Source organism: Actinoplanes sp. NPDC051861, from assembly GCF_040681145.1.
Lineage (GTDB): Bacteria > Actinomycetota > Actinomycetes > Mycobacteriales > Micromonosporaceae > Actinoplanes.
The window spans coordinates 102,000-125,545 of record NZ_JBFAYE010000009.1; the positions used below are offsets into that span (position 1 = coordinate 102,000).

The 23,546-nt window shown below is 70.0% G+C and carries 18 protein-coding genes and 1 pseudogene; 14 read left to right on the top strand and 5 right to left on the bottom strand.

From position 1 onward, the window contains the following. Positions 1 to 67: 67 nt before the first annotated feature. The 3 genes from AB0M02_RS24085 to AB0M02_RS24095 all read left to right on the top strand — a co-directional run bounded on the left by AB0M02_RS24085 (position 68) and on the right by AB0M02_RS24095 (position 2,554). Positions 68 to 1,660 carry a methyl-accepting chemotaxis protein gene (locus AB0M02_RS24085; protein ID WP_364230180.1) on the top strand — a complete coding sequence of 531 codons (1,593 nt, stop codon included), beginning with the start codon at positions 68 to 70 and terminating at the stop codon, positions 1,658 to 1,660. 130 nt (positions 1,661 to 1,790) lie between these two features. Further along, positions 1,791 to 2,180 carry a hypothetical protein gene (locus AB0M02_RS24090; RefSeq protein ID WP_364230183.1) on the top strand — a complete coding sequence of 130 codons (390 nt, stop codon included), beginning with the start codon at positions 1,791 to 1,793 and terminating at the stop codon, positions 2,178 to 2,180. Next, complete coding sequence (locus tag AB0M02_RS24095) at positions 2,177 to 2,554, top strand: roadblock/LC7 domain-containing protein (protein WP_364230184.1); 378 nt, start codon at positions 2,177 to 2,179, stop codon at positions 2,552 to 2,554. Before AB0M02_RS24090 ends, AB0M02_RS24095 begins: the two co-directional genes overlap by 4 nt. On the opposite strand, the gene AB0M02_RS24100 is transcribed toward AB0M02_RS24095, so the two are convergent. From AB0M02_RS24100 to AB0M02_RS24110, 3 genes are read right to left on the bottom strand one after another with little or no spacing between them, the layout of a single operon-like run. Then, positions 2,551 to 3,369, bottom strand: a complete 819-nt coding sequence (locus tag AB0M02_RS24100) for a hypothetical protein (RefSeq protein WP_364230187.1) — start codon at positions 3,367 to 3,369, stop codon at positions 2,551 to 2,553. The genes AB0M02_RS24095 and AB0M02_RS24100 overlap by 4 nt on opposite strands. Positions 3,370 to 3,400: 31 nt before the next feature. Then, entirely contained in the window at positions 3,401 to 4,051 is a 651-nt protein-coding gene (locus AB0M02_RS24105; RefSeq protein WP_364230189.1) for a response regulator transcription factor, read from the bottom strand. Beyond that, positions 4,048 to 5,166, bottom strand: coding sequence for a sensor histidine kinase (locus tag AB0M02_RS24110; RefSeq protein WP_364230190.1), 1,119 nt, complete (start codon positions 5,164 to 5,166; stop codon positions 4,048 to 4,050). Before AB0M02_RS24110 ends, AB0M02_RS24105 begins: the two co-directional genes overlap by 4 nt. Before the next feature lie 188 nt (positions 5,167 to 5,354). Between AB0M02_RS24110 and AB0M02_RS24115 the strand changes: the two genes are divergently transcribed. The 4 genes from AB0M02_RS24115 to AB0M02_RS24130 all read left to right on the top strand — a co-directional run bounded on the left by AB0M02_RS24115 (position 5,355) and on the right by AB0M02_RS24130 (position 10,846). Continuing rightward, entirely contained in the window at positions 5,355 to 6,053 is a 699-nt protein-coding gene (locus AB0M02_RS24115; protein ID WP_364230192.1) for a hypothetical protein, read from the top strand. 7 nt (positions 6,054 to 6,060) lie between these two features. Then, complete coding sequence (locus AB0M02_RS24120) at positions 6,061 to 8,316, top strand: bifunctional diguanylate cyclase/phosphodiesterase (protein ID WP_364230195.1); 2,256 nt, start codon at positions 6,061 to 6,063, stop codon at positions 8,314 to 8,316. Positions 8,317 to 8,438: 122 nt separating this feature from the next. Beyond that, positions 8,439 to 9,122 carry a response regulator transcription factor gene (locus AB0M02_RS24125; protein WP_364230198.1) on the top strand — a complete coding sequence of 228 codons (684 nt, stop codon included), beginning with the start codon at positions 8,439 to 8,441 and terminating at the stop codon, positions 9,120 to 9,122. A 725-nt stretch (positions 9,123 to 9,847) separates the two neighbouring features. Next, positions 9,848 to 10,846 carry an ATP-binding protein gene (locus AB0M02_RS24130; RefSeq protein ID WP_364230564.1) on the top strand — a complete coding sequence of 333 codons (999 nt, stop codon included), beginning with the start codon at positions 9,848 to 9,850 and terminating at the stop codon, positions 10,844 to 10,846. Here the strand turns inward: AB0M02_RS24130 and AB0M02_RS24135 are convergent. Continuing rightward, positions 10,843 to 11,850, bottom strand: a pseudogene (locus AB0M02_RS24135) (acyltransferase); the annotation flags it as partial. The gene AB0M02_RS24130 and the pseudogene AB0M02_RS24135 sit on opposite strands and share 4 nt — an antisense overlap. An 83-nt stretch (positions 11,851 to 11,933) precedes the next feature. Here AB0M02_RS24135 and AB0M02_RS24140 point away from each other — a divergent pair. The 7 genes from AB0M02_RS24140 (at position 11,934) to AB0M02_RS24170 (ending at position 19,538) form a co-directional block, all read left to right on the top strand. Next, on the top strand, positions 11,934 to 12,695 hold the full coding sequence (locus AB0M02_RS24140) for an ABC transporter ATP-binding protein (protein ID WP_364230201.1): 762 nt from the start codon (positions 11,934 to 11,936) through the stop codon (positions 12,693 to 12,695). Continuing rightward, entirely contained in the window at positions 12,680 to 14,533 is a 1,854-nt protein-coding gene (locus AB0M02_RS24145; RefSeq protein ID WP_364230204.1) for a hypothetical protein, read from the top strand. The genes AB0M02_RS24140 and AB0M02_RS24145 overlap by 16 nt, the downstream gene beginning before the upstream one ends. A gap of 4 nt (positions 14,534 to 14,537) precedes the next feature. Then, the gene (locus AB0M02_RS24150) at positions 14,538 to 14,918 is read left to right on the top strand and encodes a VOC family protein (RefSeq protein WP_364230206.1); all 381 of its coding nucleotides are present in this window, start codon (positions 14,538 to 14,540) and stop codon (positions 14,916 to 14,918) included. A gap of 603 nt (positions 14,919 to 15,521) precedes the next feature. Next, positions 15,522 to 16,625, top strand: coding sequence for a hypothetical protein (locus AB0M02_RS24155; protein WP_364230209.1), 1,104 nt, complete (start codon positions 15,522 to 15,524; stop codon positions 16,623 to 16,625). Between the two features lie 18 nt (positions 16,626 to 16,643). Continuing rightward, positions 16,644 to 17,270 carry a hypothetical protein gene (locus AB0M02_RS24160; RefSeq protein ID WP_364230211.1) on the top strand — a complete coding sequence of 209 codons (627 nt, stop codon included), beginning with the start codon at positions 16,644 to 16,646 and terminating at the stop codon, positions 17,268 to 17,270. A 7-nt stretch (positions 17,271 to 17,277) separates the two neighbouring features. Then, positions 17,278 to 17,823, top strand: coding sequence for a class I SAM-dependent methyltransferase (locus AB0M02_RS24165; RefSeq protein ID WP_364230214.1), 546 nt, complete (start codon positions 17,278 to 17,280; stop codon positions 17,821 to 17,823). A 287-nt stretch (positions 17,824 to 18,110) separates the two neighbouring features. Continuing rightward, positions 18,111 to 19,538 (top strand): hypothetical protein, encoded by a 1,428-nt coding sequence (locus tag AB0M02_RS24170; RefSeq protein WP_364230215.1) that lies wholly within the window; start codon positions 18,111 to 18,113, stop codon positions 19,536 to 19,538. On the opposite strand, the gene AB0M02_RS24175 is transcribed toward AB0M02_RS24170, so the two are convergent. After that, complete coding sequence (locus AB0M02_RS24175) at positions 19,535 to 23,497, bottom strand: tetratricopeptide repeat protein (RefSeq protein ID WP_364230217.1); 3,963 nt, start codon at positions 23,495 to 23,497, stop codon at positions 19,535 to 19,537. The genes AB0M02_RS24170 and AB0M02_RS24175 overlap by 4 nt on opposite strands. Between the last annotated feature and the right edge of the window lie 49 nt (positions 23,498 to 23,546).

The window sequence follows — 23,546 nt, forward strand, 5'->3', positions numbered from 1 at the left end:
CACGATTTGACATGTCTGACCGCACAAACGCCCGCGCGGCGGCGGCGGTTACGCATACGGTGACCTTGTGAGAGGTGCACGACTCGCCGACCTCAGCGTCAAGATCAGGATCCTCGCCGCGGTGGCGGCGGCCGCGGTGGTCGCCCTGATCGTGGGGATCACCGGGCTGACCGGGCTCAGTGAGAGCAGCAGCTCGGCTCAGCTGATCTACACGAGCAACGTCTCCAGCATCAAAGCGGTCGGCCAGATCAAGGCCGCCGTCGCGCAGACCCGGCTGGACGTCGCGCTCCAGGCCCTCTCGGCGGACAAGGCCGGCACCGAGAAGTACGCCGCCGCCTACACCGAGGACCTGAAGACCTTCGACGCCGCGATGGCCGCCTATCGTGCGAGCGCCCCCGCCGGTGACCCGGCCACCATCGACCATCTCGCGCAGCAGTGGCAGGACTTCGCGACGATCGCCACCGAGAAGCTGATCCCCACCGGCGCCAGGAACGACCTGGTCACCTGGGCGAAGATCCGGGACGCCGAGGTCGTCCCGGTCATGGAGGCCGTCTATCAGGACGTCGAGGAACTGGACGGCACCGAGACCGCCGACGCGGCCAGGAACGCCGGAACGGCGAAGTCCGGGTACGAGAACGGCCGCGTCATGGCGATCACCATCCTGGTCGTCGGCATCCTGCTGGCGCTGGCCATCGGATGGTTCGTCGCGGCCGGCATCGTCCGTTCGCTCACCACGGTGAAGGACGTGTGCGACGCCCTGGCGCGGGGCGACCTGACCCACACCACCGGATTGACCTCCCGCGACGAGACGGGCCGGATGGGGCAGTCGCTGGACACCGCGATGGCCTCGCTGCGCGAGACGGTCACCACCATCGAGGGGTCGGCCGCGTCCCTGGCCGGAGCGTCGGAGCAGATGACCGGCACGGCCGCGCAGATCGCCGCCTCCGCGCAGGAGGCCTCGGAACAGTCGCAGACCGTCTCCAGCGCGGCCGAGGAGATCTCCCGCAGCGTCGACACCGTCTCGGCGGGCAGCGAGGAGATGGGTGCCTCGATCCGTGAGATCTCGCAGAACGCCAGCGAGGCGGCTCAGGTCGCGGCGGAGGCGGTCAGTCTCGCCTCGGTCACCACGACCACCATGAGCAAGCTCGGCGAGTCGTCGGCGGAGATCGGCAACGTGATCAAGACGATCACCTCGATCGCCGAGCAGACCAACCTGCTCGCGCTCAACGCCACCATCGAGGCAGCCCGGGCCGGCGAGATGGGCAAGGGCTTCGCGGTGGTGGCCTCCGAGGTCAAGGACCTGGCCCAGGAGACGGCACGGGCCACGGAGGACATCTCCCGCCGGGTCGAGGCGATCCAGGCCGACACCGAGGGCGCGGTCGGCGCGATCGAGAAGATATCCGAGGTGATCGCCCGGATCAGCGACTTCCAGACGACCATCGCGTCCGCGGTCGAGGAGCAGACCGCCACCACCGCGGAGATGAACCGCAGCGTCTCGGAGGCCGCCACCGGCACCGGCGAGATCTCGCGCAGCATCACCGGTGTCGCGCAGGCCGCGCAGAACACCAGCCAGGGAGTCGCCGAGACCCAGCAGGCCATCTCCGAACTGGCCCGGATGTCCACCGACCTGAGTGGCCTCGTTTCCCGATTCCGGGTCTGATTCGCCCGCCGTTCGGGCGACCCGGGGCGGGTCGGTCGCCCGGTGATCGCCGCTCTTCGGTCCCACCTGGCTTTAGCTCAGTGCCTGAGCAAATCCCGCGTGCAAGGGTTGCCGACGGAACCGGCTGATCATGGACGGAGCACAGGCAGTGAATATCGAGACGGCCCTGAAGGAAGCGATGGCCATCGAGGGCGCTATCGGTGTGGCGCTCGTGGACTACACCAGCGGCCTGACGCTGGGTGTCGCCGGCGGCGGCGCGACCATGGACATGAACGTCGCGGCGGCCGGCAACACCGACGTGATCCGGGCCAAGGTGCGCACCCTCGAACTACTCGGGATGCAGGACGGCATCGAGGACATCCTGATCACCCTCGACTCGCAGTACCACGTGATCCGCCTGCTGCAGCAGAAGCGCCACGGCGACGCGTTCTTCCTCTACCTGTCGCTCGACAAGGCCCGCGCCAACCTGGGACTGGCCCGCCACCAGCTCCGCAAGATCGAGGCGGAACTCGACGTATGACAGCGCACGCCGAACTCGCCGCCCTGCGTCACCAGGTGCCGGGTGTCCTGGGCTGCGTGGTGGCCGGTGTGGACGGGCTGCTCATCCTGCACGACACCCCCCAGTCGTCCACCGAGCCGCACGACGTCGCGGCCCTCGCCGCCGGTGCGCACGGCATCAGCCGCACCACCGGCGCGGTGCTCGGCCAGGGCGGGTTCTCCGAGGTCACCATCCACAACCAGAACGGGTACCTCGCGGTTTACGCCATCGGTGAGCTCGCGCTGCTCATCGTCATCGGCGACGGCGGCCTGAACATCGCCCGCCTGCACCTGGAAGCCCGCCCGGTGGTCGCCCGGCTGGCCGGCCTGCTCCAGCTGCGCACCGCGAATCCCTAGAGTTCCCACTCCGCTGTCCCCTGGTTGCCGTCGGGCATGATGCTGATCCGGAGCCGGACCAGCTGGGAACGATCGAAGCTGACGATCTGGTCGGCGTCGCGGTCCGGCTCGAGCCTGAGCCACGCGAACGGTGTGGCGATCGACGGTATCCACCTGAAGCGCTCGACGGCGCCCCAGGCGACGGGCCGCACGTCGAGCCCCTGAACGTCGGTGCCGGCATATTCGAAGTGCAGCCGGAACGTCTCCCGGGGCTGAACGCCCGGCTGCTGCCGTCCGGCCTGACTGTTCGTGGCCCGCGTGGCGGTCACCTTGACCAGCTTCCCCGGGCCGCTGGAGAGGATCGCGCTCTCGCCGAGCACGCCGTTCCAGCACGCCGGGAAGCCGAGCTCGCCCGGCGGGATGACGACTCCCGCCGGGGTGGACGGAAACGCGTACCACGGCAGCGGCTCGTCCACCATCACGCAGGGCGCCGTCGGCGGCGGGGGCGACGGCGAGGCGGACGGCGAGACCGGCGGAGCCACGGGCGCGACTTCCGAGACCGGCGTGGAGCGTCCGGCGACCACGATGATCACCACAGCGACCACTGCCAGGACCACAACGCCGGCCAGCACGGCCATCCGGCGCCCAGCACCCACCGCGGCGGGCTCACCCGGCTCCTGCGGGAGTGCCACCGGAGCCACCACCGCGGCCGGCTGCGGTTCTTCAGCCACCGTCCGCCGCCGCGTGGCCCGCGCCGCGACCACCGCGCCGGCCGCGAACACCACCGCGACGACGGGCGCCCACGACCGGACACGGCGTCCCCACGGCGAGCTCACCTCTGTCCGATCGACTCCGCACGGCCCGCGCTTAGAAGTCGGTGATCAGCCCGCTCGAGTAGGCGTAGGCGATCGCCCGTGGCCGGTCCCGCAGGCCGAGCTTGTCCAGCGCCCGCCCCAGGTGCGTCTTGACGGTGGTCTCGCCCAGGTGCAACCGCGCCGCGATCTCGAGGTTGGACAGGCCGCGGCCGACCAGCGCGAGAACCTCCGCCTCGCGCGGGGTGAGCAGGTCCAGCGCCGGGTCGCGGGTCCGTGCCTGCGGGGTGCCCGCATAACGGGTGATCACCCGCGGGACCACCGCCGGGTCGAGCAGCCCGCGCCCGGCGGCCACCTCGCGCAGCGCGTCCAGCAGCTGCTCGGGCGGGGAGACCTTGAGCAGGAAACCGGCGACTCCGGCCCGCAGCGCGCCGTCGACCAGCACCTCCTCGTCGAACGTGGTGAGCACCAGCACGCGCACCGCGGGATGCTCCCGCCCGATCCGCTGCGCCGCGCCGATCCCGTCGAGACCAGGCATCCGCGCGTCCATCAGCACCACGTCCGGCGTGAGCTGCCCGGCCAGCCGGACCGCCTCGTTGCCGTCGGCCGCCTCGCCGACCACCTCCATGTCCGGTTCGTCGGAGAGCAGCATGCGCAGGCCGGCCCGCACGATCGCCTCGTCGTCCGCGAGCAGCACCCGGATCATCGCGCCCCCTCGGTCACGGGGAACGTCGCGGCCACCTCATAGCCACCCTCGTCACGCGGCCCGGTCCGCAGCTCCCCGCCGAACAGCCCCACCCGCTCACGCATCCCGAGCAGTCCATGACCGCCCGGATTCTGGGTGGTCCCGCTGCCGTCGTCGGTCACGGTCAGATCAACCCCATTTCTTCGGTACGCCACGACGACCGCCGCCTTCCGCGCGGCAGCGTGTTTCAGGACGTTGGTGAGCGCCTCCTGCACCACCCGGTAGGCCGACATGTCCAGGGCCGCCGGCAGCGCCACCGGCTCACCGGTGACCGTCAGCTCCACCTCGAGCCCCGCCCCGCGGACGTGCTCGAGAAGATCGTCGAGCCGGCGCAGCGACGGCGCCGGCCCGAGCCCGTCCGTGTCGTCCGGGCGCAGCAGCCCGACCACCCGGCGGATCTCCTCGACGCTGCGCCGGCCCAGCTCCTCCACCTGAGCCAGCGCGTCCCGCTCCACCGGCCGGTCGGACAGGCGGCGGCGCAGCACCCCGGCCTGCATGGTCATCACACTGACCGTGTGCGCGACGGCGTCGTGCAGCTCACGCGAGATCCGGGCGCGCTCCTCGTCCACCGCGGCACGGGCCCGCGCCTCGCGCTCGCGGGCCAGCTCGGCGGCGAGCTCGGCGAGCTGCGCGGACCGGATCTGCTCGCGGCGCAGCAGCGCGCCGACGGTCCAGCCGAACGCCTGCAGCACCCCGAAGAAGACGAACTCCCACGAGGTCTCGCCGTTGAGGTAGAGCGCGGCGGCCGGCACCAGCCAGGCGATCAGGGCGGCGGGCACGGTCCGGCGGGCCGGTTCGCGGAAGGCCGCGTACGCCACCAGGACCAGCTGGGCGATCAGCTGGGCGCCCCCGACGCCGGGCAGGCCCAGCACGGCCGTGTAGGGCACCACGAGCACGGCCAGCACCATCGCGGTGACCGGCAGGAACGCGGCGAGAGGGAAGCAGGCGAACAGCACCAGCGCGGCGCTGATCTCGCCCCAGCCCGGCCCGTCCGGCACCTTGGCGCCGGTCATCTCGGCCACCGCCACAGCGGCCCAGATCCCTCCGGCGATCACGCCGGTAACGAGCCTGCGCACCCGCGCCTCCCTTCTCCGTGTGCGCTCGACCGTAGTGGCCCGGCCGCCGGAGCGGATCGGCCCAGGGAATGACGGCTTGTCCTACCCCGGGACCACCCCCGGACTACATCCGCCGCCCGCCGGTCGCAGCGTGATCGGACTCGCGCGACGATCCGCGGCACGGTGGTCGTTCCCTAGCTTTCTGTCCCATGACGAACCCGATCCTGAACCGCCTCGCCGGCGGCGCCCTGCTCGCCACCCCCGTGCTGCTGTTCGGCGCGATGCTCACCTCGCCGCCGCAGGCCGACGACTCGCCGGCCGGATACATCAGCTCGCTCGCCGAGGACTGGGGCCGGTCGATCCTGTCGGCGAACCTCTTCCACTACTACTGGGTGGCGATCGCGCTGGCCGTCCCCGCGGCGATCACGCTGCTGCGCGGTGACCGCGGGCGGGTGCTCACCACGGTCGGTGTGGTGGCCACCGCGTTCGGCGCGATTCAGATGTCCGGGGTGCTCTTCGCGGACTGGATGAACGCGGCGATGCCGTCGGCCGTCACGCTCGACCAGGCCGTTGCGGTGTTCACGAAGATCAACGACGACCCGTCGATGATCCTCTGGCTGCGCACCGGGGTGATCCTCGGCATCGTCATGCCGGCGGTCCTGATGGCGGGGCTGGCCCGCAACGGCGTGATCGGCTGGTGGGCGGCGCCGGTCGCGCTGCTGCCGATGATCGCCGGGCCGGTCGCGGGCGGAATGATCACGCCGGTGGCGGGGAGCCTGGTGGGCGCGCTGTGCTGTGCGCCGCTGGCGCTGGTGGGCCTCCGGCTGATGCGGCGAGCGGCCACGCCGGCCGTTTCGGTGCCGGAGCTCGCGCCGATCGGCTCACCATTGACGAGTAACGACCGATAATTCGGATATGCGGAATCTCTGGGGGCCACCGTGGCGCGAGCGTGCGCCCCGGTGGCTTCTGGGCGTCGTGGTGCTGCTCCACACGGCCGTCTGCGTGCTCGCCGACCTGGGCCAGGTGAGCCAGGACAGCGTGTTCGCCCAGGCCGTCGGCGGTGCCGCCTACCTGCTCCCGGGGCTGCTCGTGGCGACGTGCGCCCGGCGTACCCCCGCTTTGTCCCTGCTTGCCGCAGGCATGCTCGCCTTCGCCGCCGGCGAGTTCTACTGGACCCTGTTCGTCCAGCAGCTCAGTCCGGAACCGCTGGTCACCCCCGCCGACGGGCTGTGGCTGGTGTTTTATCCGTGCTTCGCCGGCGCCCTCGTGCTCCTGCTGCGGCGCCGCCTGCCCCGGCTCAGCATGCCGGCCTGGCTGGACGGGGTGATCGCGGCCGGCGCGGTCTCGTCACTGGTCTCCGTGCCCGTGCTGGCCGCCGTCGAGCCGGCGCCGCACGCCACCGTCGTCGGGATCCTGGTCAACGCGGCCTATCCGGTGGCCGACATCGCCGTGGCCGGCTGCCTGCTCGGTGCCTGGGCGCTGGCCGGCTGGCGCGCCGACCGGGTGTTCCAGCTGCTGATGACCGGCATGGGCCTGTTCGCCGTGGCCGACGTGGTCTACATGGTGCTGCTGTGGCAGGCGGTCGCGACGCCGGCCTCGCTCGAGCTGATGTGGACCTACGGGCTGGCCCTGATGGCGCTCGCCGCCGGGCGGGCGCACCGGATCCCGCATCCCGGCGGCCGCCGGTCCGGCGTGTGGGTGAGCACCGCGATCCCCTCCGGCCTGGCCCTGATCAGCCTGGGCCTGCTGCTGTACGCGGCGATCGCCGAGCACGCCGTCGAACCGATCAGCAGCCTGCTCGCCGCTGTCGCGATCACCGCGGCGATCGTCCGGATGATGGTCAGCGTCCGCGCCGCCGCGGCGCTCGGCGCCGCACGCCGGCAGGCGCGCACCGACGAGCTGACCGGTCTGGCGAACCGCCGGCTCTTCATCGAGCGCCTGGACGAACAGCTCGACGGTGACAGTTGCGGTGTCGCCGTGGCCTTCGTCGACCTGGACCGCTTCAAGGAGGTCAACGACAGCTTCGGCCACGACGTCGGCGACAGCCTGCTGCGGCTGGTCGGTGCACGGATGAGCGACTCGATCGACAAGCCGGTCATGCTGGCCCGCCTCGGCGGCGACGAGTTCGGCCTGATCATGCCCGGGATGGGCCGGGAGGAGGCCGGTGAGGTCGTCGGAGCCGTGCTGCGTACGCTGCGCGAGCCGTTCGCCCTCCCCGAGGTCGACCTGCACGTCGACGCGAGCATCGGCATCGCGGTCTGCCCCGACGACGGCACCGACCGCTCCACCCTGCTGCGCCGCGCCGACGTCGCCATGTACGCCGCCAAGACCGGCCACGGCGGCCCCGCGTTCGCCACCGGCCTGGACGACCACGCGCGCGCCCGCCTCACCATGCTCGAGGAACTGCGCGCCGGCCTCGGCCGCGACGAACTGGTCCTGCACTACCAGCCCAAGGTCACCGCGGACCCGTCCCGCCGGGTGTGCGGCGTCGAGGCGCTGGTCCGCTGGCAGCACCCGGCGCGCGGCCTCGTCTACCCGGACGCCTTCCTCTACACCGCCGAGTCCGCCGACCTGATGAACCGGATCACCGCGATCGTGCTCGACCTGGCCTGCCGCCAGATCCGCACCTGGCACGACGACGGCCTGCCCGTCTCGGTGGCCGTCAACCTCTCGGTCTCCAACCTGCGCGACCCGTCCTTCCCTGCGCAGGTCGCCGCGCTGCTCGGCCGGTACGGCCTGCCCGCGCACACCCTGGAGCTGGAGGTCACCGAGAGTGTGCTGATGACTGACGCGGACACCGCGCTCGCCCAGCTGTCCGCGCTGCGCGAGATGGGGATCCGCCTGGCGCTCGACGACTACGGCACGGGCTACTCCAGCCTCAGCTACCTGCGGGTCCTGCCGGTGGACGACCTGAAGCTGGACCGCTCCTTCGTCAGCCGGTGCACGACCGACCCGCGCAGCGCCGCCATCGTGCACAGCACGATCCAGCTGGCACACCGGCTTGGCATGAGCGTCGTGGCCGAGGGCGTCGAGGATCTGGAGATCCTCGACCGGCTGCAGGGCTACGGCTGCGACCTGGCGCAGGGGTACGGCATCGCCCGCCCCCACGACGCCGCGACCACCACACGGTGGCTGCGGGAGCAGGCGCTGATCTCGGTCGCCGCTGACTGAGCCTTTTTCAACGTGGCGAGGGCCTCGCTTGCCGCCGCTGGACAGCGGCCCGGCAGCATCGGGCCCGATGCCAGGTTGAAAATTGCTCATTGAGATTGCGGGGTTTTGGTTCGATCGGCGCCATGCACACGGAGATCCTGGTCGCCGAGGACAACCCCAAGCAGGCCGATCTGGCCGGCGCCTACCTGCGCCGGGAGGGGCACCGCGTGACCTGCGTGGGTGACGGCGACGCGGTGCTCGAGCTGTGCAGCAAGCAGAAGCCGGACCTGGTCGTCCTGGACGTGATGATGCCGAAGCTGGACGGCGTGACCGTCTGCCGGGTGCTGCGGGCCCAGTCGGACGTCCCGATCCTGATGCTGACCGCCCGCACCGCCGAGGACGACATCCTGCGCGGGCTGGACGCGGGCGCCGACGACTACCTGACCAAGCCGTACAGCCCGCGCGAGCTGGCCGCCCGGGTTCGCGCGCTGCTGCGCCGGTCGGGAGCGCTGAAGGCGCAGGACTCCGCGGTGCTGCGCATCGGCGACCTGGAGGTGGACTCCGGCCGCTTCGAGGTGCGTGTCGAGGGGCGGCCGGTGGTGCTGACCGCCAAGGAGTTCGGGATCCTCGAGGTGCTGGCCGCCGCGCCGGGCCGGGCGTTCACCCGCGGGCAGATCATCGAGAAGGCGTTCGGCTTCGACCGGTACGTGCTGGAGCGCACCGTCGACGCCCACGTCATGAACCTGCGCCGCAAGCTCGGCGAGGACTCCGGGCGGTACGTGCAGACCGTCTACGGCCGCGGCTACCGGCTCGTCGAACAGCCGTGAGCTTCCGCGTCCGCGTGTTCCTGCTGGTGGCGCTGGTTGCCCTCGGCGCGACCGCCGCCACCGTGTTCATCACGCTCCGGCAGGCCGGCAACCAGGTGCGCGAGGCGGCGTCGGCGTCGCGCGAGACCACCGATCTGATCCGCGAGCGGCTGCGCGAGCACGCCTGGCGCAACGGCACCTGGGAGGGCGTCGCCGACACCGTCCGCGTGCTGCGGGAACAGACCGGCCAGCGGATCCGGCTCGTCGACCAGGGCAGCGAGGTGATCGTGGACACCGATCACTTCGACAAGCGGGCCAGCCGCCCGCCGGGGTCGATCGCGATGTTCGTCGACCCGCTGCCCGCACTGATCATGCCGCCCGGCCAGGCCGACCCGCGCGGTTTCACGCTCGCCGCGATCGACACGTACCGCACGGAGAACGTCCGGGCCGCCTGCGTCTTCCGGCTCGGTTACCACCAGACCGCGCTCGCCGGCGCCGACGGGATCCTGCGGCACAGCGTCACCGACGACACCGCGGATCCGGAGATGCTCGAGGGGTGCCGGCCGCCGCGGACGCCGGACTACCTGAAACGCAACGACGCCGCCCAGGTCGCCCGGTGCGCCGACGTGACGTGCCTGCGGGAAGTCTTCCGGCAGCAGATCACCGACGGCCGGTTCGCGCCGACGCCGCTGCTGCTGACCGTCGGTGCCGGCGACGAGCCGGTCAGCGTCCTGGACGCCGGTCCGATGCTGGCGACGGCGGCTGTGGTGGCGGTGCTGGTCATCGCGGGCGCGCTGCTGATCAGCCGGCGGGTGCTCAGCCCGATCGGCACGCTCACCACCGCGGCGCGGCGGCTGGCCGGGGGCGAGCGCGGCGGGCGGGTGCCGGACGACGGGCGCGACGAGCTGGCGGAACTGGCTCGCGCGTTCAATCAGATGACCGATTCGGTTCGCGCCGCGGAGGAGAACCAGCGGCGGCTCATCGCGGATGTCGCGCACGAGTTGCGCACGCCGCTGGCGAACCTGCGCGGCTACCTGGAGGCCATGCAGGACGGTGTCATGGAGCCGTCGGCGGATCTGTTCGCGTCCCTGCACGACGAGGTGATCCTCTATCAGCGCATCGTCGACGACCTGCAGGAACTGGCGCTGGCCGAGGCGGGCGCGCTGGTCTATCACCGCGCGCCGGCCGATCTCGCCGAGCTGATGGAGACGGCGCGGACGGCGCATCGTGCGGCGGCCGACGCCGCCGGGGTGCGTCTCGTGGTCCAGGCGGACGGGCCGGTGGTGGCCGAGGCCGATGCTGACCGCATCCGGCAGGCGGTGGGCAACCTGGTGGGTAACGCTTTGCGTGCCACTCCCGAGGGAGGATCAATTTTTCTGTACGCCGGAAGCGCCGGCGATCGTGCGGTGTTGCGTGTCCGCGACACCGGTGCGGGCATCGCCCCGGAACACCTCCCGCTGGTCTTCGACCGCCTGTGGCGTGCCGACCCGGCGCGCGGGCGCGACACCGGTGGCAGCGGTCTGGGCCTGGCGATCGTCCGGCAGATAATCCGGGATCACGGCGGCGAGGTGTCGGTGCGCAGCACCCTCGGCGAAGGCACCACCTTCGCGCTGACCCTGCCCATGACCAGCGATTTGAGCACTGGAGAGAACGTTCGTTCTGCCAGCCGGTGCACGGCCCAGGCGGCACAGAGCAGCACGAGCACGGCGGCGGGCAGCAGCACCTCGGCGGGCAGTCCGGTGTAGTCGTACGCGGTGCGGATCAGGCTGTACCCGATCCGCTGGTGCAGCAGGTAGAACGGGTAGGTCAGGGCGCCGGCGGTCGCCAGCCACGCGACGTTCCAGTGGTCGGTGTGCCCGAGCGCGATGGCCGTCAGCACGAGGACGGCCAGCGTGATGATCAGCAGCGACGGTGCGGGCGGCACCACGAACCCGGGGTGCAGGTCCGCGGTGCGGTCGATGACGCGGGGCACGGACAGGAGCCAGCCGCCGACCACGAGTGCCCACAGCCAGGGGGTGGCGCCGAAGCGGCGCATCAGGCACAGCGCCAGGCCGATCACGAAGTACGGCGCGAACCTCGGCATGACGACCGGCTCGGTCCACAGGGGGAGCAGCGGGCCGGCGGCGGCCAGGAACAGCCAGACGGTGGCGAACGCGGCGACCCTGCGGTACGTCAGTCCCCACATGACGATCAGCAGGAAGAGCAGGTAGAACCGGAGTTCGGCCCAGAGTGTCCAGTAGACCGTGTCGACCAGCGGCAGGCCGGCCGGCTCCGCGAGCATGGTGAGGTTCACCGCGATCACGGATTTGTCCGGAATCCCGGTTACCGGAACGCCGGTGCTGACCGGCAGCAGCGTCACCACGGTCGCGGTGAGCAGGACACACACCCAGAACGCGGGGTAGAGGCGGGCGATCCGCGACGCGGTGAACTGCCGCGGGGTCCGTCCCCACCCGCTCACGCCGATCACGAAGCCACTGATCAGGAAGAACACCTCGACACCGAGGAAGCCGTAGATCAGGACGTGGCTCCCGGTCGGCAGGTGGTGCTCCGGCGGGTTCAGGCCGTCCAGCCGCCACGAGGCGGAGAAGTGGTAACCGGCCACGGCGAGCGCGCAGGCCAGGCGCAGGCCGTCCAGCGCGTGCAGGCGATTCGTGGTCCTCGTCGTCATGGCGGACAGGTTCGGGGGCACCTGTGCGGAATCGATGAAGACACCGTGCTGAACTGTTCGGGGAATGACTGTTCGGGGCATCGTGACCCTTCGCCGTACCCGATGATCCGCCCCGGTAATCGCGGGGCCGCGAAGAGGCAGCGGTCGATGACAGACTGTTGATCGTGAACTCCACAGTGGCTCTGCGGCTCGACGGCCTGTCCAAGACGTTCGGCGACAAGCGCGCCGTCGACCAGGTCGACCTGGAGGTGCCGGCCGGATCGTTCTTCGGGCTGGTCGGCCCGAACGGTGCGGGCAAGACCACCTCGCTGTCGATGGCGGTCGGGCTGCTGCGGCCGGACTCCGGCAGCGCGGAGATCTTCGGCGTCGACGTCTGGTCCGACCCGGTCCGCGCCAAGGAGCTGATCGGGGTGCTGCCGGACGGCCTCGGCATGCCGGAACGGCTCACCGGCCGCGAAGTGCTCACCTATCTGGGACTACTGCGCGGCATGGAGCCGGAGGCGGTCGCCCGGCGTACGCAAGAACTTCTCGAGGTCCTTGAACTCGACCGTGCCGAGCGCACCCTGGTCCTGGAGTACTCGACCGGCATGCGTAAGAAGATCGGCCTGGCCACCGCACTGCTGCACGCACCCCGGCTGCTCGTGCTCGACGAGCCTCTGGAAGCGGTCGACCCGGTCTCGGCCGCCACCATCAAGGTGATCCTGCGGCGGTTCGTCGCCGGCGGCGGCTCGGTCGTCTTCTCCAGCCACGTCATGCCGGTCGTCGAGCAGCTCTGCGACCACGTCGCGGTCGTCGCCGCCGGCCGGGTGGTGGCGTCCGGCCCGCTCGACGAGGTCCGCGCCGGCGGCACCCTGGAGAACCGGTTCGTGGACCTGGTCGGCGGCCAGCCGGTGAGCGCGGGGGAGCTGTCGTGGTTGGCGTCCTGATCCGGATGAAGCTCGCCGTCCTGCGGCACTCGATGACCGGCCGGCGAGCCGCCGACATGATCGGCGGCGGCGTTCTCGGCCTGGCCCTGGCCGTCGGGACGATCTGGCTGGCGCTGCACGACTGGCCGGTCGCCGGGCTGCCGCTGGACCTGACCGCCGCGGCGTTCGCGCTCTGGACGGTCGGCTGGCTGTTCGGCCCGGTGCTGTTCGGCGGCGGCGACGAGACGCTGCGCCCGGAACACCTGGCACTGCTCCCGATCCGGCCACGGTCGCTCGCCACCGGTCTGCTCGCGACCGCGTTCATCGGCGTCGCTCCGGTGGTCAGCCTCGTCGCCTTCAGCGCGCTGGTGGTGGCCGCCGTGCCGGGAGGTGCGCCCGCGGTCCTCGTCGCGCTTCTCGCCGTACCCTTGCAATTGCTCTTCGTCGTGCTCGCCTCCCGGTTCGTGACCGCCGCGCTGAGCACGCTGATGCGCGCCAAGCTCGGCGCGGTCCTGACCGCGGTGATCAGCGGGAGCATCCTGGCACTGACCCACACCGGCTGGGTCCTCAAACCGACCGTCGAGCAGGCGCTGACCGGCGGTTTCCCGTCGTCGTTCGCCGACTGGACCCGGCGGCTCCCGTCCGGCTGGGGTGTCGTGGCCGCCGAGGCCGCCGCCCGCGGTGACTGGCTGCTCGCCGCCGCGCCGCTGGCCGGCCTGGCCGTCCTCAGCCTGCTCGCCATGCTCGGCTGGTCCGCCCTGCTGGTCCGCCGGATGAGCCTGCGCGCCGCCAGCGGCCACCCGGCCCGGGGCACCGCCGCCGGCACCCGGGTCCGCGCCGGTGCGGTCCGCGCGGTAGCCGGCCGTGACCTGCGCACCGCCTCACGCGACCTGATGCGCTTCCACTACCTGGTCTTCTCGCTCGTCTACGCCCTGGTGTTCTGCCTGCTCCCGCTCCTGGTCCACATCCCGATCTTCGTACCGTTCATCGGCGTCGCCTTCGGGATCTGGGCCGCCGCCGTCTCCGCCAACCTGTACGGCGAGGACGGCACGGTGATCTGGCAGACCGTCCTGACCCCGGGCGCGGCCCGCCGCGACGTCCGGGGCCGCCAACTCGCCTGGCTGCTGCTGGTCGCACCCGTCGTGATCGTGCTCAGCGTCGTACCGGCCCTGCTCAGCGACCAGACGTGGGCCTGGCCGTGGCTGGCCGCACTGGTACCGGCCCTGCTGGGCGGCGGCGCCGGCGTGATCGTGCTGATCTCGGTACTGCGCCCGGTGCCGATGACCGACCCGCACAAGCGCGGCGGCAACCTCCTGGAGAACGGCACCGACTTCACCCAGGTGCTGCTGATGCTGATTCTCGTGGCGGCGACGGCGGCCCCGGCGTACCTCACTGTCCGCTACGGACCGCCCTGGGCGGGCGCGGCGGTGGGCCTCGTCTCCGGGGTGGCGCTGGCGTGGCTGCTCGGCGACATCGCCGCCCGCCGCCTGGAACAGTCCGGCCCGGACCTGCTGGCCGGCATGCGCGCGTCGGCCTCGCGGCCGCAGCAGCAGTTCGGCGGGGACGTGGACTGGGCCGCCCTCGGCGCCGGCCTGGACCTCGGCTCCCGGCGGCGCGCCGTGGCGATCGCGTGCCTCAGCCTCTGCTGGGTGCCGCTGGTGGCGCAGGGCGTGGTGCCGGCGATCCTGCGCTACACCGACCCGGAGCGGCGGTCGTGGTTCCTCGCCCGGCACGTGCCACCGTCGTGGCACTGGCCGGTGGTGGGGGTGATGGTGCTGGCCGGCCTCGGGTTGCTGGCGGCCGGGTGGTGGCAGTGGCGGGCAGCCGCGTCCGATCGCGGCACCGTGCGGCTAGGTTGACCGTATGGAACAGGATCGGTGGGCACGATCGGACTGGTGGGGCGTGGTCCTCGACGCGCCGGATGTCGAGGTGCTGGCGCGGTTCTACTCCTCGCTGCGCGGCTGGCCGATCTGGAAGATGGAGGACGGCCAGGCGACGCTCGACTGCGGTGAGGGTGTCGCCTACCTCGCGATTCAGCACAATGCGGACTATGTGCGGCCGGAGTGGCCGTCTGTGGCCGGGCGACAGCAGATGATGCTTCACCTGGACTTCGAGGTGACGGATCTGGAGGCGGCGGTGGCGCATGCGGTGGGGCTGGGCGCGGAACTGCCGGAGCATCAGCCGCAGGAGAACGTACGGGTGCTGCTGGACCCCGCCGGCCACCCGTTCTGTCTCTACACCTAGCCATTGACTGCTGATTTCCCGGGACGACATTTCGTTTGAAGAATGCAGAAAACAGGTTTGCGTATTACGGTCCGTGACCAGGCCGAGCGCGCATCGCCCACCACGGGATGACCCGTGGAGTTCCCCCGGTCACCGTGCCATCATGTGGGCACCATACGTCCGCTACAAGATCGGTCAACCGTCGCGTGAAGGTTCTCATGAATTGCCTCCGCGTGGGTACGATGCTTTTGCCTACGTCGATGTGTAGCTACGAGGCATCCGCGTGAGCAAGATCCCGGTTCCACCGGGTCGGAAGCGGAAGTCAAGGCGGTACGTCATGTGGCCGAGCGCGGGCGAGGTGCTCTGGCTTCTGCTGAGTGAAGATCCGCATCGGGTCAAGCGAGGATTGCAGTTGATCTGCAATGCCGTGGAGGCGCATTCTTCTCGGCGTCCACGGCTCAGTCCCGCCGTCAGGCTTGCCGCCAACCGGCACAGGTCTCGTCGCGATACTTTGATCCCGGCGGGCCACCTCTCGCGCAGCAGCACATACGGCGCCTCCTGGCGTCCGGCGACACCCTGGATCTGCTCTGGCTCTGCCTGTCCTACGGCAAGAACGCGGATCTCGTGCCGAAGAAGGTGCTGACGGAGCTGAACTCCGCCGACGATCCAGCGGTCGTCGAGTATTCCCTGTGGGCCTTGCACCAGGATCGGGCCGGATCTGTTCGGGACGTTCGCTTCGCGCCCTACAGCGTCGTCACCGCTGAACCGAACGTCCGGCGATGGTATTACCGCCTGTTGACCAAGGATGCGCGCTACAGCGAAACATATGCCGACGTCGTTCAGTGGGCGATGTTCGACGATCCGGTTGGCGTGTCGCGAGAGGGCGTCGCGCTGGGGCTGGCGCACCGGTGGCCGGGCAAGCGGCTCGCGACCTTGGTCGTGCAGCGCTTCTACGAAGAGCCTGATCCCCTGGTCAGGATGGCCATGGTTCGAGGATTCGCCCGTTGGCGGGGCCGGTCGGAGCAGTACCGGCAAGCGCTGGACTGGGCGAAGAACAATGACCCGGCGAGCTGGCCGGATTCGAACGGGAAATCGGATTCCGCAACGCGACGCGGAGGGATGCTGCTCATGCCACCCAAACGCCGAAACCTCCAACACGACGCCATGGCATCGACCGCCATGACGCGGGTTGAATCGAGTGAGGACGTGCATGCCTACATTCTTGCGCTCGATGCAGTCGGCTTCAGCCTGAAGACCGATTCCGAGCAATTCACGATTTTCAACGACCTGCTGGCCCTTCTGAGCCACTCCGAAGCTCTTCGCAGGGTGCCGATCGTGGACGTTCTCTCCCTCCTCAGCGGCGACGGCCTCATCATCGTCGGCAAGGGCGCGGACAATCGGCATCTGCCGCTCCAGCTGGCGCTCGAAATTCTCGACACATTCCATCAGTTGCGGTCATATCAGCTGAGGATCGGGATCAACAGCGGCCCGGTGCGGTGGATCCATCTGGAGGACGGCAGCCGGCAGGTGATCGGGCACAGTATCAACTGGGCGGTGCGGGTCATGGGGATCGCTCAGCCCAATGAGGTTGTCGTCAGTGACAACTATTACGTGGAGAACGTCAGAAGCCAGCTGGATCGCCTCCGAGGTATTGCGTTCTCCGAACGCGACGGCGAGACCAAGCACGGCGAAACCGTCAAGGGCTATTTTGCCGCGGCCACCCGCTGAAGAAAGGAAGCAGCTGCCATGACAGTACCGAAGGATGAGGGCTCGTTCGTCGTGGAGACGTCCGGTCAAATCGCAAGCCAACGAGACGACCATTTCTGTCTGTATCTCTCAGGCAGTGTAAGAAAGGGGGACAACGACAGCAGACCCGCAATTGAATTCTGGTCGCAGGCCGACGAGGACAAGCTGACGAACGGAATCAATGCGCGGGCGGTGCGTACCCTCAATCCGTCGAAGTCCAAGATTCGGCGATCCGACTACTACGCGAATTTCGGATGTGATCTTCATCTGGTCAGCATCAGCAACGTCGTGCTCGTCGACGTCCGCGCCAAACGCGGGATCGGGATCGGGGCGGAGATGATGTTCGCCCAGATGTCCGGTATTCCAGTGGTGTCGATCTGCCCGAGAAATTCCGCTTACCGCCAGGATCTCGTACCCAACGTTTTCGGCGAGGACCTGAAAGACTGGATCCATCCATTTGTATTCGGGTTGTCCGACTACATCGTCGAGGACATCGACGATGCCGTCCAGCTGATCAACAACCTCATCGAGGAGGGACGTCTGAACCGGCGCCCGGCGGAGGCGTCCCGGGTCCCGGAGTCTCTCGAGTACTACTCCCGGGTGCGAGAATTCTTCGAGCGCGACTGACAATGCGGTGCTGGAGCATCATGGATCCGGTGTCTATCTGTGGCGCGCTGATTCGTTCCCGCCATCTGCCCTGGAGCACGATGGTGTGGTGCTCGAGCGCTTCATGGACAGGATCTTCGTGCCGATACCGTTCGACGAACTGACGCCCGTGCAGATAAGCACGATCAACACGATACGCGAGCGGGTTCTTGGTTCGGTGCCGAATCGGACGGTCAATGAACAGGTGAAGCGGGCAGTGGCCGGCTTTCTTGCGCGTACATCCGCGAAATCAGCCCTGGAATGGGGCTGCGGCTATGCGCCGATCGGACAGTACCTGCCGGAGGTCGCAGTCGACTATCTGGACATAGATCCAGCCGTGGTGAGCTTCCACCGGGCGGCGCGCCGGCGCTGCTATTTCGCCGACAACGACAATTCAAGGATCCCCGCGAGTCGCTATGACGCGATCATAAGCGTGTTCGTGTGGCATTTCCACGTGTCCTTCGGGCAGATGCGGTCGATGCTGAGGGGTGCTGCGGCCGAGTGGATTCGTGATAGCCAACGTCTATCGGCGTAGCAGTCGCTCCAAGGCGGGACTGGAGGCGCGAGCCCGGTCCGCGGGTATGGTCGTCAGCCGCTACTCGGATCGCCAACGCCTCTGCCGTAACCAGGAGTATTGGCTGCTGTCCAGGAGTGAGAACGAGCCGAGGCTGCATGCCCTGGCCCGCGAGTTTCTGGGCGACGCGCTACCGCGCCCCGGATGGCCGTCGTGATGTCGAGCCGGCAGCGAAGTGTGGGTGTCGTCGGACGGATTGACGACAGGAAGGATGCCCGGACGACCTCTGTTCGGCAGGGTTAACGACCATGGCTACCGTCGCCGCGTCACGACTTGTCTCCACCGTTCTCGATCCGCAGCAGATCCAGGGCAACATCCTGCGGCCCTTCCGCGGCGGCCATCAGGCCTTCCTGTTCCTGTCCTTCCGCAACGACCGGCCCGGTGCCCGTGCCTGGCTCAGGCAGGCGGCGGACCGGGTTGCCGTGACCGGCGATGTCGCCCGGACCAAGGCCGAGCACCGCGACGGATCGGGCCGGGCGCTGCTCAACGTCGGAATCACCGCCACCGGCCTGGTGCTGCTGCACCCCGAAGTGTCCGGTCACCTGGCCGGGCACACCGCGTTCTGGCACGGCCCGCTGGGCAACCGGCTCGACGACGCCGGCCACCTGACCACGGCGCCGGCCCTCCTCGGCGACGTCGGCGCAGGCGACCCCGAACACTGGGTGGTCGGCGGGCTCGGCGTGCCGGTCGACGCGCTGCTGACCCTGGCCGCCGGCGGCCAGGACGCGCTTCGCGCGGCAGTGGACCGGGAGAAGCGGGCGGCCGAGCAGTCCGGTCTCGCGGTGACGTCGGTTCAGTGGGGCGAGGCGCTGTACGAGGGCAAGCAGCGGATCGAACACTTCGGCTTCGCCGACGGGATCTCGCAGCCGGGCATCCGCGGGTTCGAGGATCAGCCGCGCCCGGGCGCCCCGGTGATCGCGGCCGGCGAATTCGTGCTGGGCCTCGCGGGGGAGCGGCGCCCGCCGACCTGGCAGCCGCGGCCCACCCCGGCGCCGTGGATGCGGAGCGGGTCGTTCCAGGTCTTCCGGCGGCTGCGGCAGGACGTGTCCGGCTGGTGGCGCCAGATGAACACCCTCAGCGAGGGCAGCGGCACCCCGGAGGAGGCGGCGGCCAGGGCACTCGGGCGGCACCTCGACGGCCGGCCGCTGGCCGAACTGGAGAACGAGGACGAGCTCAACGCGTTCACCTTCCGCGACGACGACGCCGGGACGCGGACGCCGAACTTCGCCCACATCCGCAAGGTGAACCCGCGCGAGGACGGTGTCTTCCGCGACCGGAACCACAAGATGCTGCGCCGGGGCATCACGTTCGGGCCGAGGCTGGGGCGCAACGTGCCGGACGACGGGCAGGAACGCGGGATGTTCTTCAACGCGTACATGGCGAGCATCGACGACCAGTTCGAGTTCGTGCAGCGCAAGTGGGCGGGAGATCCGGGCTTCCCGGCGAGCACCCTGGCGAAGTACCGCCGCGGCGCCGAAGGCCGGATCGACGGACTCGACCCGGTGCTCGGCGCGAACGCCGAGACTGCGGGGCAGACGCTGACCCCGCAGGTGCTGCGCGGCATCCCGGCGGCGGCCTTCGGCGGTTTCGTCACGACGACCGGCTCGGTCTACGCCTTCGCACCCTCCCGACGGGCGCTCCGACAGCTGGCCGGCGACGACCTCTTGGACGGCTAGATCTTCTCGAGCAGCTCCTCGAGTCGCGGGACCTCCTCGGCGACGACCCACTCGGGCAGCTCCGGAAGGGGCGGCCCGGGTGGGAGCATCACGCCGGTAAGCCTGCGGTAGGCGCGGCGGTACTCTACGCTGGGCGCGCGCTCGTAGAGCGTGCGGTAGATCGCGGCGGCGGACGTCCGGGCGTCCTCGTCGCGCGGGTCGACCCGGCGGACGGCGTCGAGCAGCGCGGCGACCTCGTGCGGCTTGTCCCACTCGGCGGTCGCCTCGCGGAGCAGCTTGGTCGCGTTGGCCACGTCCATACGGCCGGTTGCCACGGCCAGCCGGATGGACAGCGCGTACGCGCCGACTCGCACGTCTCGCTCGTCGTGTTCCTCGGCGACCCGCAGCGCCTCGGCGTTGAGCCGCTCTGCGGTCTCCAATCGCTCCGCGGACAGGTGCAGCCGGGCCAGCCGGTGCAGCCATTTGCAGAGGAAGTAGGGCGCATTCACCCGGCGGGTCAGCGCGATCGCCCGTTCCAGCAGCCGCTCGGCGTCGCCGGGTCGGCTCTCCGCGGCGGCGATCTCACCGAGCCCGGCGACCTGGTCCGCGACACTCACCCAGTCGCGGAGCTCCACACCCACTCTCAGCGCGTTCATGGCGCAGATCCGCGCCGCCTCGAACTCACCCTGGTCGCGGTAGATCTCGCTCATGTTGCCGACGACGACTGCGGCCGCCTGGCGGGCACCGATGTCCCGCGCCACCTCCAGTGCCTGCCGGTAGGACGCGATGGCCTGCACGTGGTCGGCTTGGCGCAGCGAGGCCAGGCCCAGGTTGCCGGCCGTATTGAGCATGCGCTGCCGGTCGCCGGCGTATTCCGCGGTGGCGAGAGCCTGGCGTAGGTGGTCGAGCGCTGCCTCCAGACGCCCGGTGTTCAGGTACACCAGGCCGGTGTGCTCCAGTGCGGCACTCATCGCGGAGGAGTCCCTGGCGCTGGAGGCCATCGCAAGATGCCGGCCCGCCATCTCCAGCGCCTCGGCGTAGGCGCCCTGCCGGTAGAGCGCGAAGGTCACCCGGCCCATCGTGCGTGACTGACCGGCGGCGTCACCGAGTCGCTCGAACTCGGCTAGGGCCCGCCGGAGCCAGGTGACCGATTCCGCGTCCGAATGGGTGTACATCAGCAGGTCGCCGAACTGCCGCTGTGCGGCGGCCAGGATCTCCCGCCGTCCGTTGGCCTCGGCCAAGCGCATCGCCTGCTGGTAGTGGTCCTCAGCCTCGGCCCATTGCCCGGTGTGCTGGTGCACCGAGCCGATCTCGATATGCAGCTCGGCGCGCTCCGCCTCGGAGAGAAGCGGCAGCAGCAGCCCGTAGTAGTAGGTAGCGCCCTCGTTGGCGAACATTTCCTTGGCCCGGTCACCGGCCGCGCGGAACCAGGCACGCTGCTTGTCCACCCGGTCACTGCGCGCGTAGTGGTGGGCCAGGACGTCAACGTATTGGGAGAGCCGGTCCGGGTAAGTGTCCTCGATGAAGCGGCCTACCCGCTCGTGCAGGGCGGCCCGGGTGTCGTAGGTGATGCTCTGGTAAGCCGCTTCCTGCGTAACCGGGTGCTTGAACTCGTACTCCGGCTCGGACTCTGCGACCACTCGAGGGGTCAGGTCGAGCGTGTGGAGACGGCTCAGGTGGCCGGCCACCTGAGCCGTCGTCCCTGCCGCCGGGTAGACGGAGGTGATCCACGGCGGCTGGAAACGGCGGCCGATCACGCTGGCCACCTTGATGGTCGCCTTCTCGTCGTCGCTGAGCTGATCGATACGAGCCATGACCAGGCGCTGCAGGCTGTCCGGCACCTGGACGCCGGCCAGCGCGCGCGGATCGCCCGGGTCGACGGCCCGGCCATGGAGATAACTGACCAGTTCCTCAATGTAGAACGCGTTGCCGCCGGCCTGGTTCCAGATCTGGTCGAGCACCTCGGGCGCGACACCGTTGTCGCGGCCGTACCGTTCGCGTAGCCGGAGGGTGGCCAGTTCATCGGCATCCGACCGGTTCATCTGGGCGAGTCCCAGGCCGGCGACGTGCACCACGCCGGACAGCTTCTCCGGCATCGGCTCCCGCGATGTCGCCACCACCAGAACGGGAAGGTCGGCGATATGATGGACGAGATGTTCGAGCAGGCTCTGCGAGGCTGGGTCGATCCACTGGCAATCATCCAGGAGCAGCAGCAGTGGGCCGTCAGCGGCTCGGTCGCGCAGGCAGGCCACCAGGGTGGAGCGGAGCAGCTCTTCCCGCCCGGCGGGCTCCAGTTGGGCGGTCAGTTCGTTGTCCGGCATCGGTAAGTTGATCACGGCGGCGAGCAGCGGGGCGCGCTGTCCGGATCCGTCGTAGCGGGCGATGCGCTCGGTGAGGTCCGCACGCAACGCCGGTATCGGCCTGCTGGGGTCGAGGTCGAGCAGCTCGCGGCAGATCGATCGCCAGACCAGGTAGCTGGCGCTCGTGCCGTGCGAGCGGCATCCGCCCGCGTACTCACGGAAGCCCAGCGCGCGAGCCGTCCGGGAGACCTCCACAGCGAGCCGGGTCTTGCCGATGCCCGCCTCACCGTGCAGCCAGACCACCTGTCCGCCGCCGGAACTCGCCTGCAGGGCCAGCGCGTCGAGCAACCGGAGTTCCCGGGTGCGGCCGACGAGTGGTCCGAGTGAGGGCGCCGGGGGTGCGGCCTCCTGCGCCTCACGCACGATCCACACGGGTACGGGCTCCGCCTTTCCCTTGGCGGTCACTGCGGCCGGCCGCGCGCCCGGCACGATGTCGCGAACCCGCTCGTACGTAGCCTTGTCGATGAGGAGCTGACCCTCTGGCGCCGCCTGCATGAGCCGGGCGGCCAGGTTGACGGCGTCGCCGACGACTGCGTACTCGCGGCGGATGTCCGACCCGACTCCGCCACAGTAGACGTGTCCCGTGGTGACGCCGCCCCGGTACGGCCCGCCGGGCAGTGTCAGAAGTTCCAGGCAGCAGCGCAGGGCGCGTTCCTCGTCATCCTCGTGACTGACCGGGGTGCCGAAGACGGCGACCAGGACTGTGCCCTTGTCGTCGGCCATGAGGTGGCGCAGGTGACCGTCATACCGGTCAATCACGGCGACACCCGCGCGCAGGTAGCGCTGCAGCGCTTCGATTGTCAGCGGATCATCGATCGACAGATCCGGCAGCCGGACGAAGGCCGTGGTCACCTTGCGATGTTCGTTGACGAGATCGTGCCGGCCGGATCGCAGCCGTGCGCGGATGGCCGGGTGCAGGAACGGCGTGAGCAACTCCTCGTCGGCGATCTGCGGAGCCGGACCGGTCTCCGTCGCTGACTCCGGTACGTCGGAGCCGGCGACAGCCTGCAACTCGTCATCGACGATGATCTCATCCCGCTTGGCTCGATGCAGCGCCACGACTGCCCGATCCAAGGCTGGCCCGGCGACCAGGTGCTGGAGCCGGATCGCCGGGTCGCCGAGCACCATGACGCTCACTGGGCCGGCGGCCAGGCCGACACGGATGGCGAGGGACCGGCGTCCGACCGGTGTGCGTACCGGTTCGACCGAGGCGGTCACTTCCCGGATCAGCTCGGCACAGCGGATCGCCCGGTGCGCCACGGCAACGGCGGTGCCGGGTGTGTGGCGGAACATGCCGACAAGTGCGTCACCCGCGAAATCCACAACGCTGCCGCCGGCGCTGGTGATGGCCTCGGCGGTCACTGCGAACCAGCGATTGATCACCGAGGTCAGCCGCTCGGTGCCGAAGTTGCCCGACCCGGCCAGGCTCTCGGCCATCGCGGTGAAGCCCGCCACGTCCGCGAAGAGTACGACCGCCTCCGCCGGCTCGGTGAGCGGCAGATTGCTGACACTTTCGGTCGTCCGTAGTAGACCAATGGCATGCTCAGGCAGGTATGACCGCCAGGTCGCGGCGAGGTCGCTCGCGAACTGTCCCGGAGGGCGGATGGGGTCGCCGGTCACGCTTGGTGTGGCCGCCCTTCGAAGCTCGAAGTCCGAATCAACCATTGTT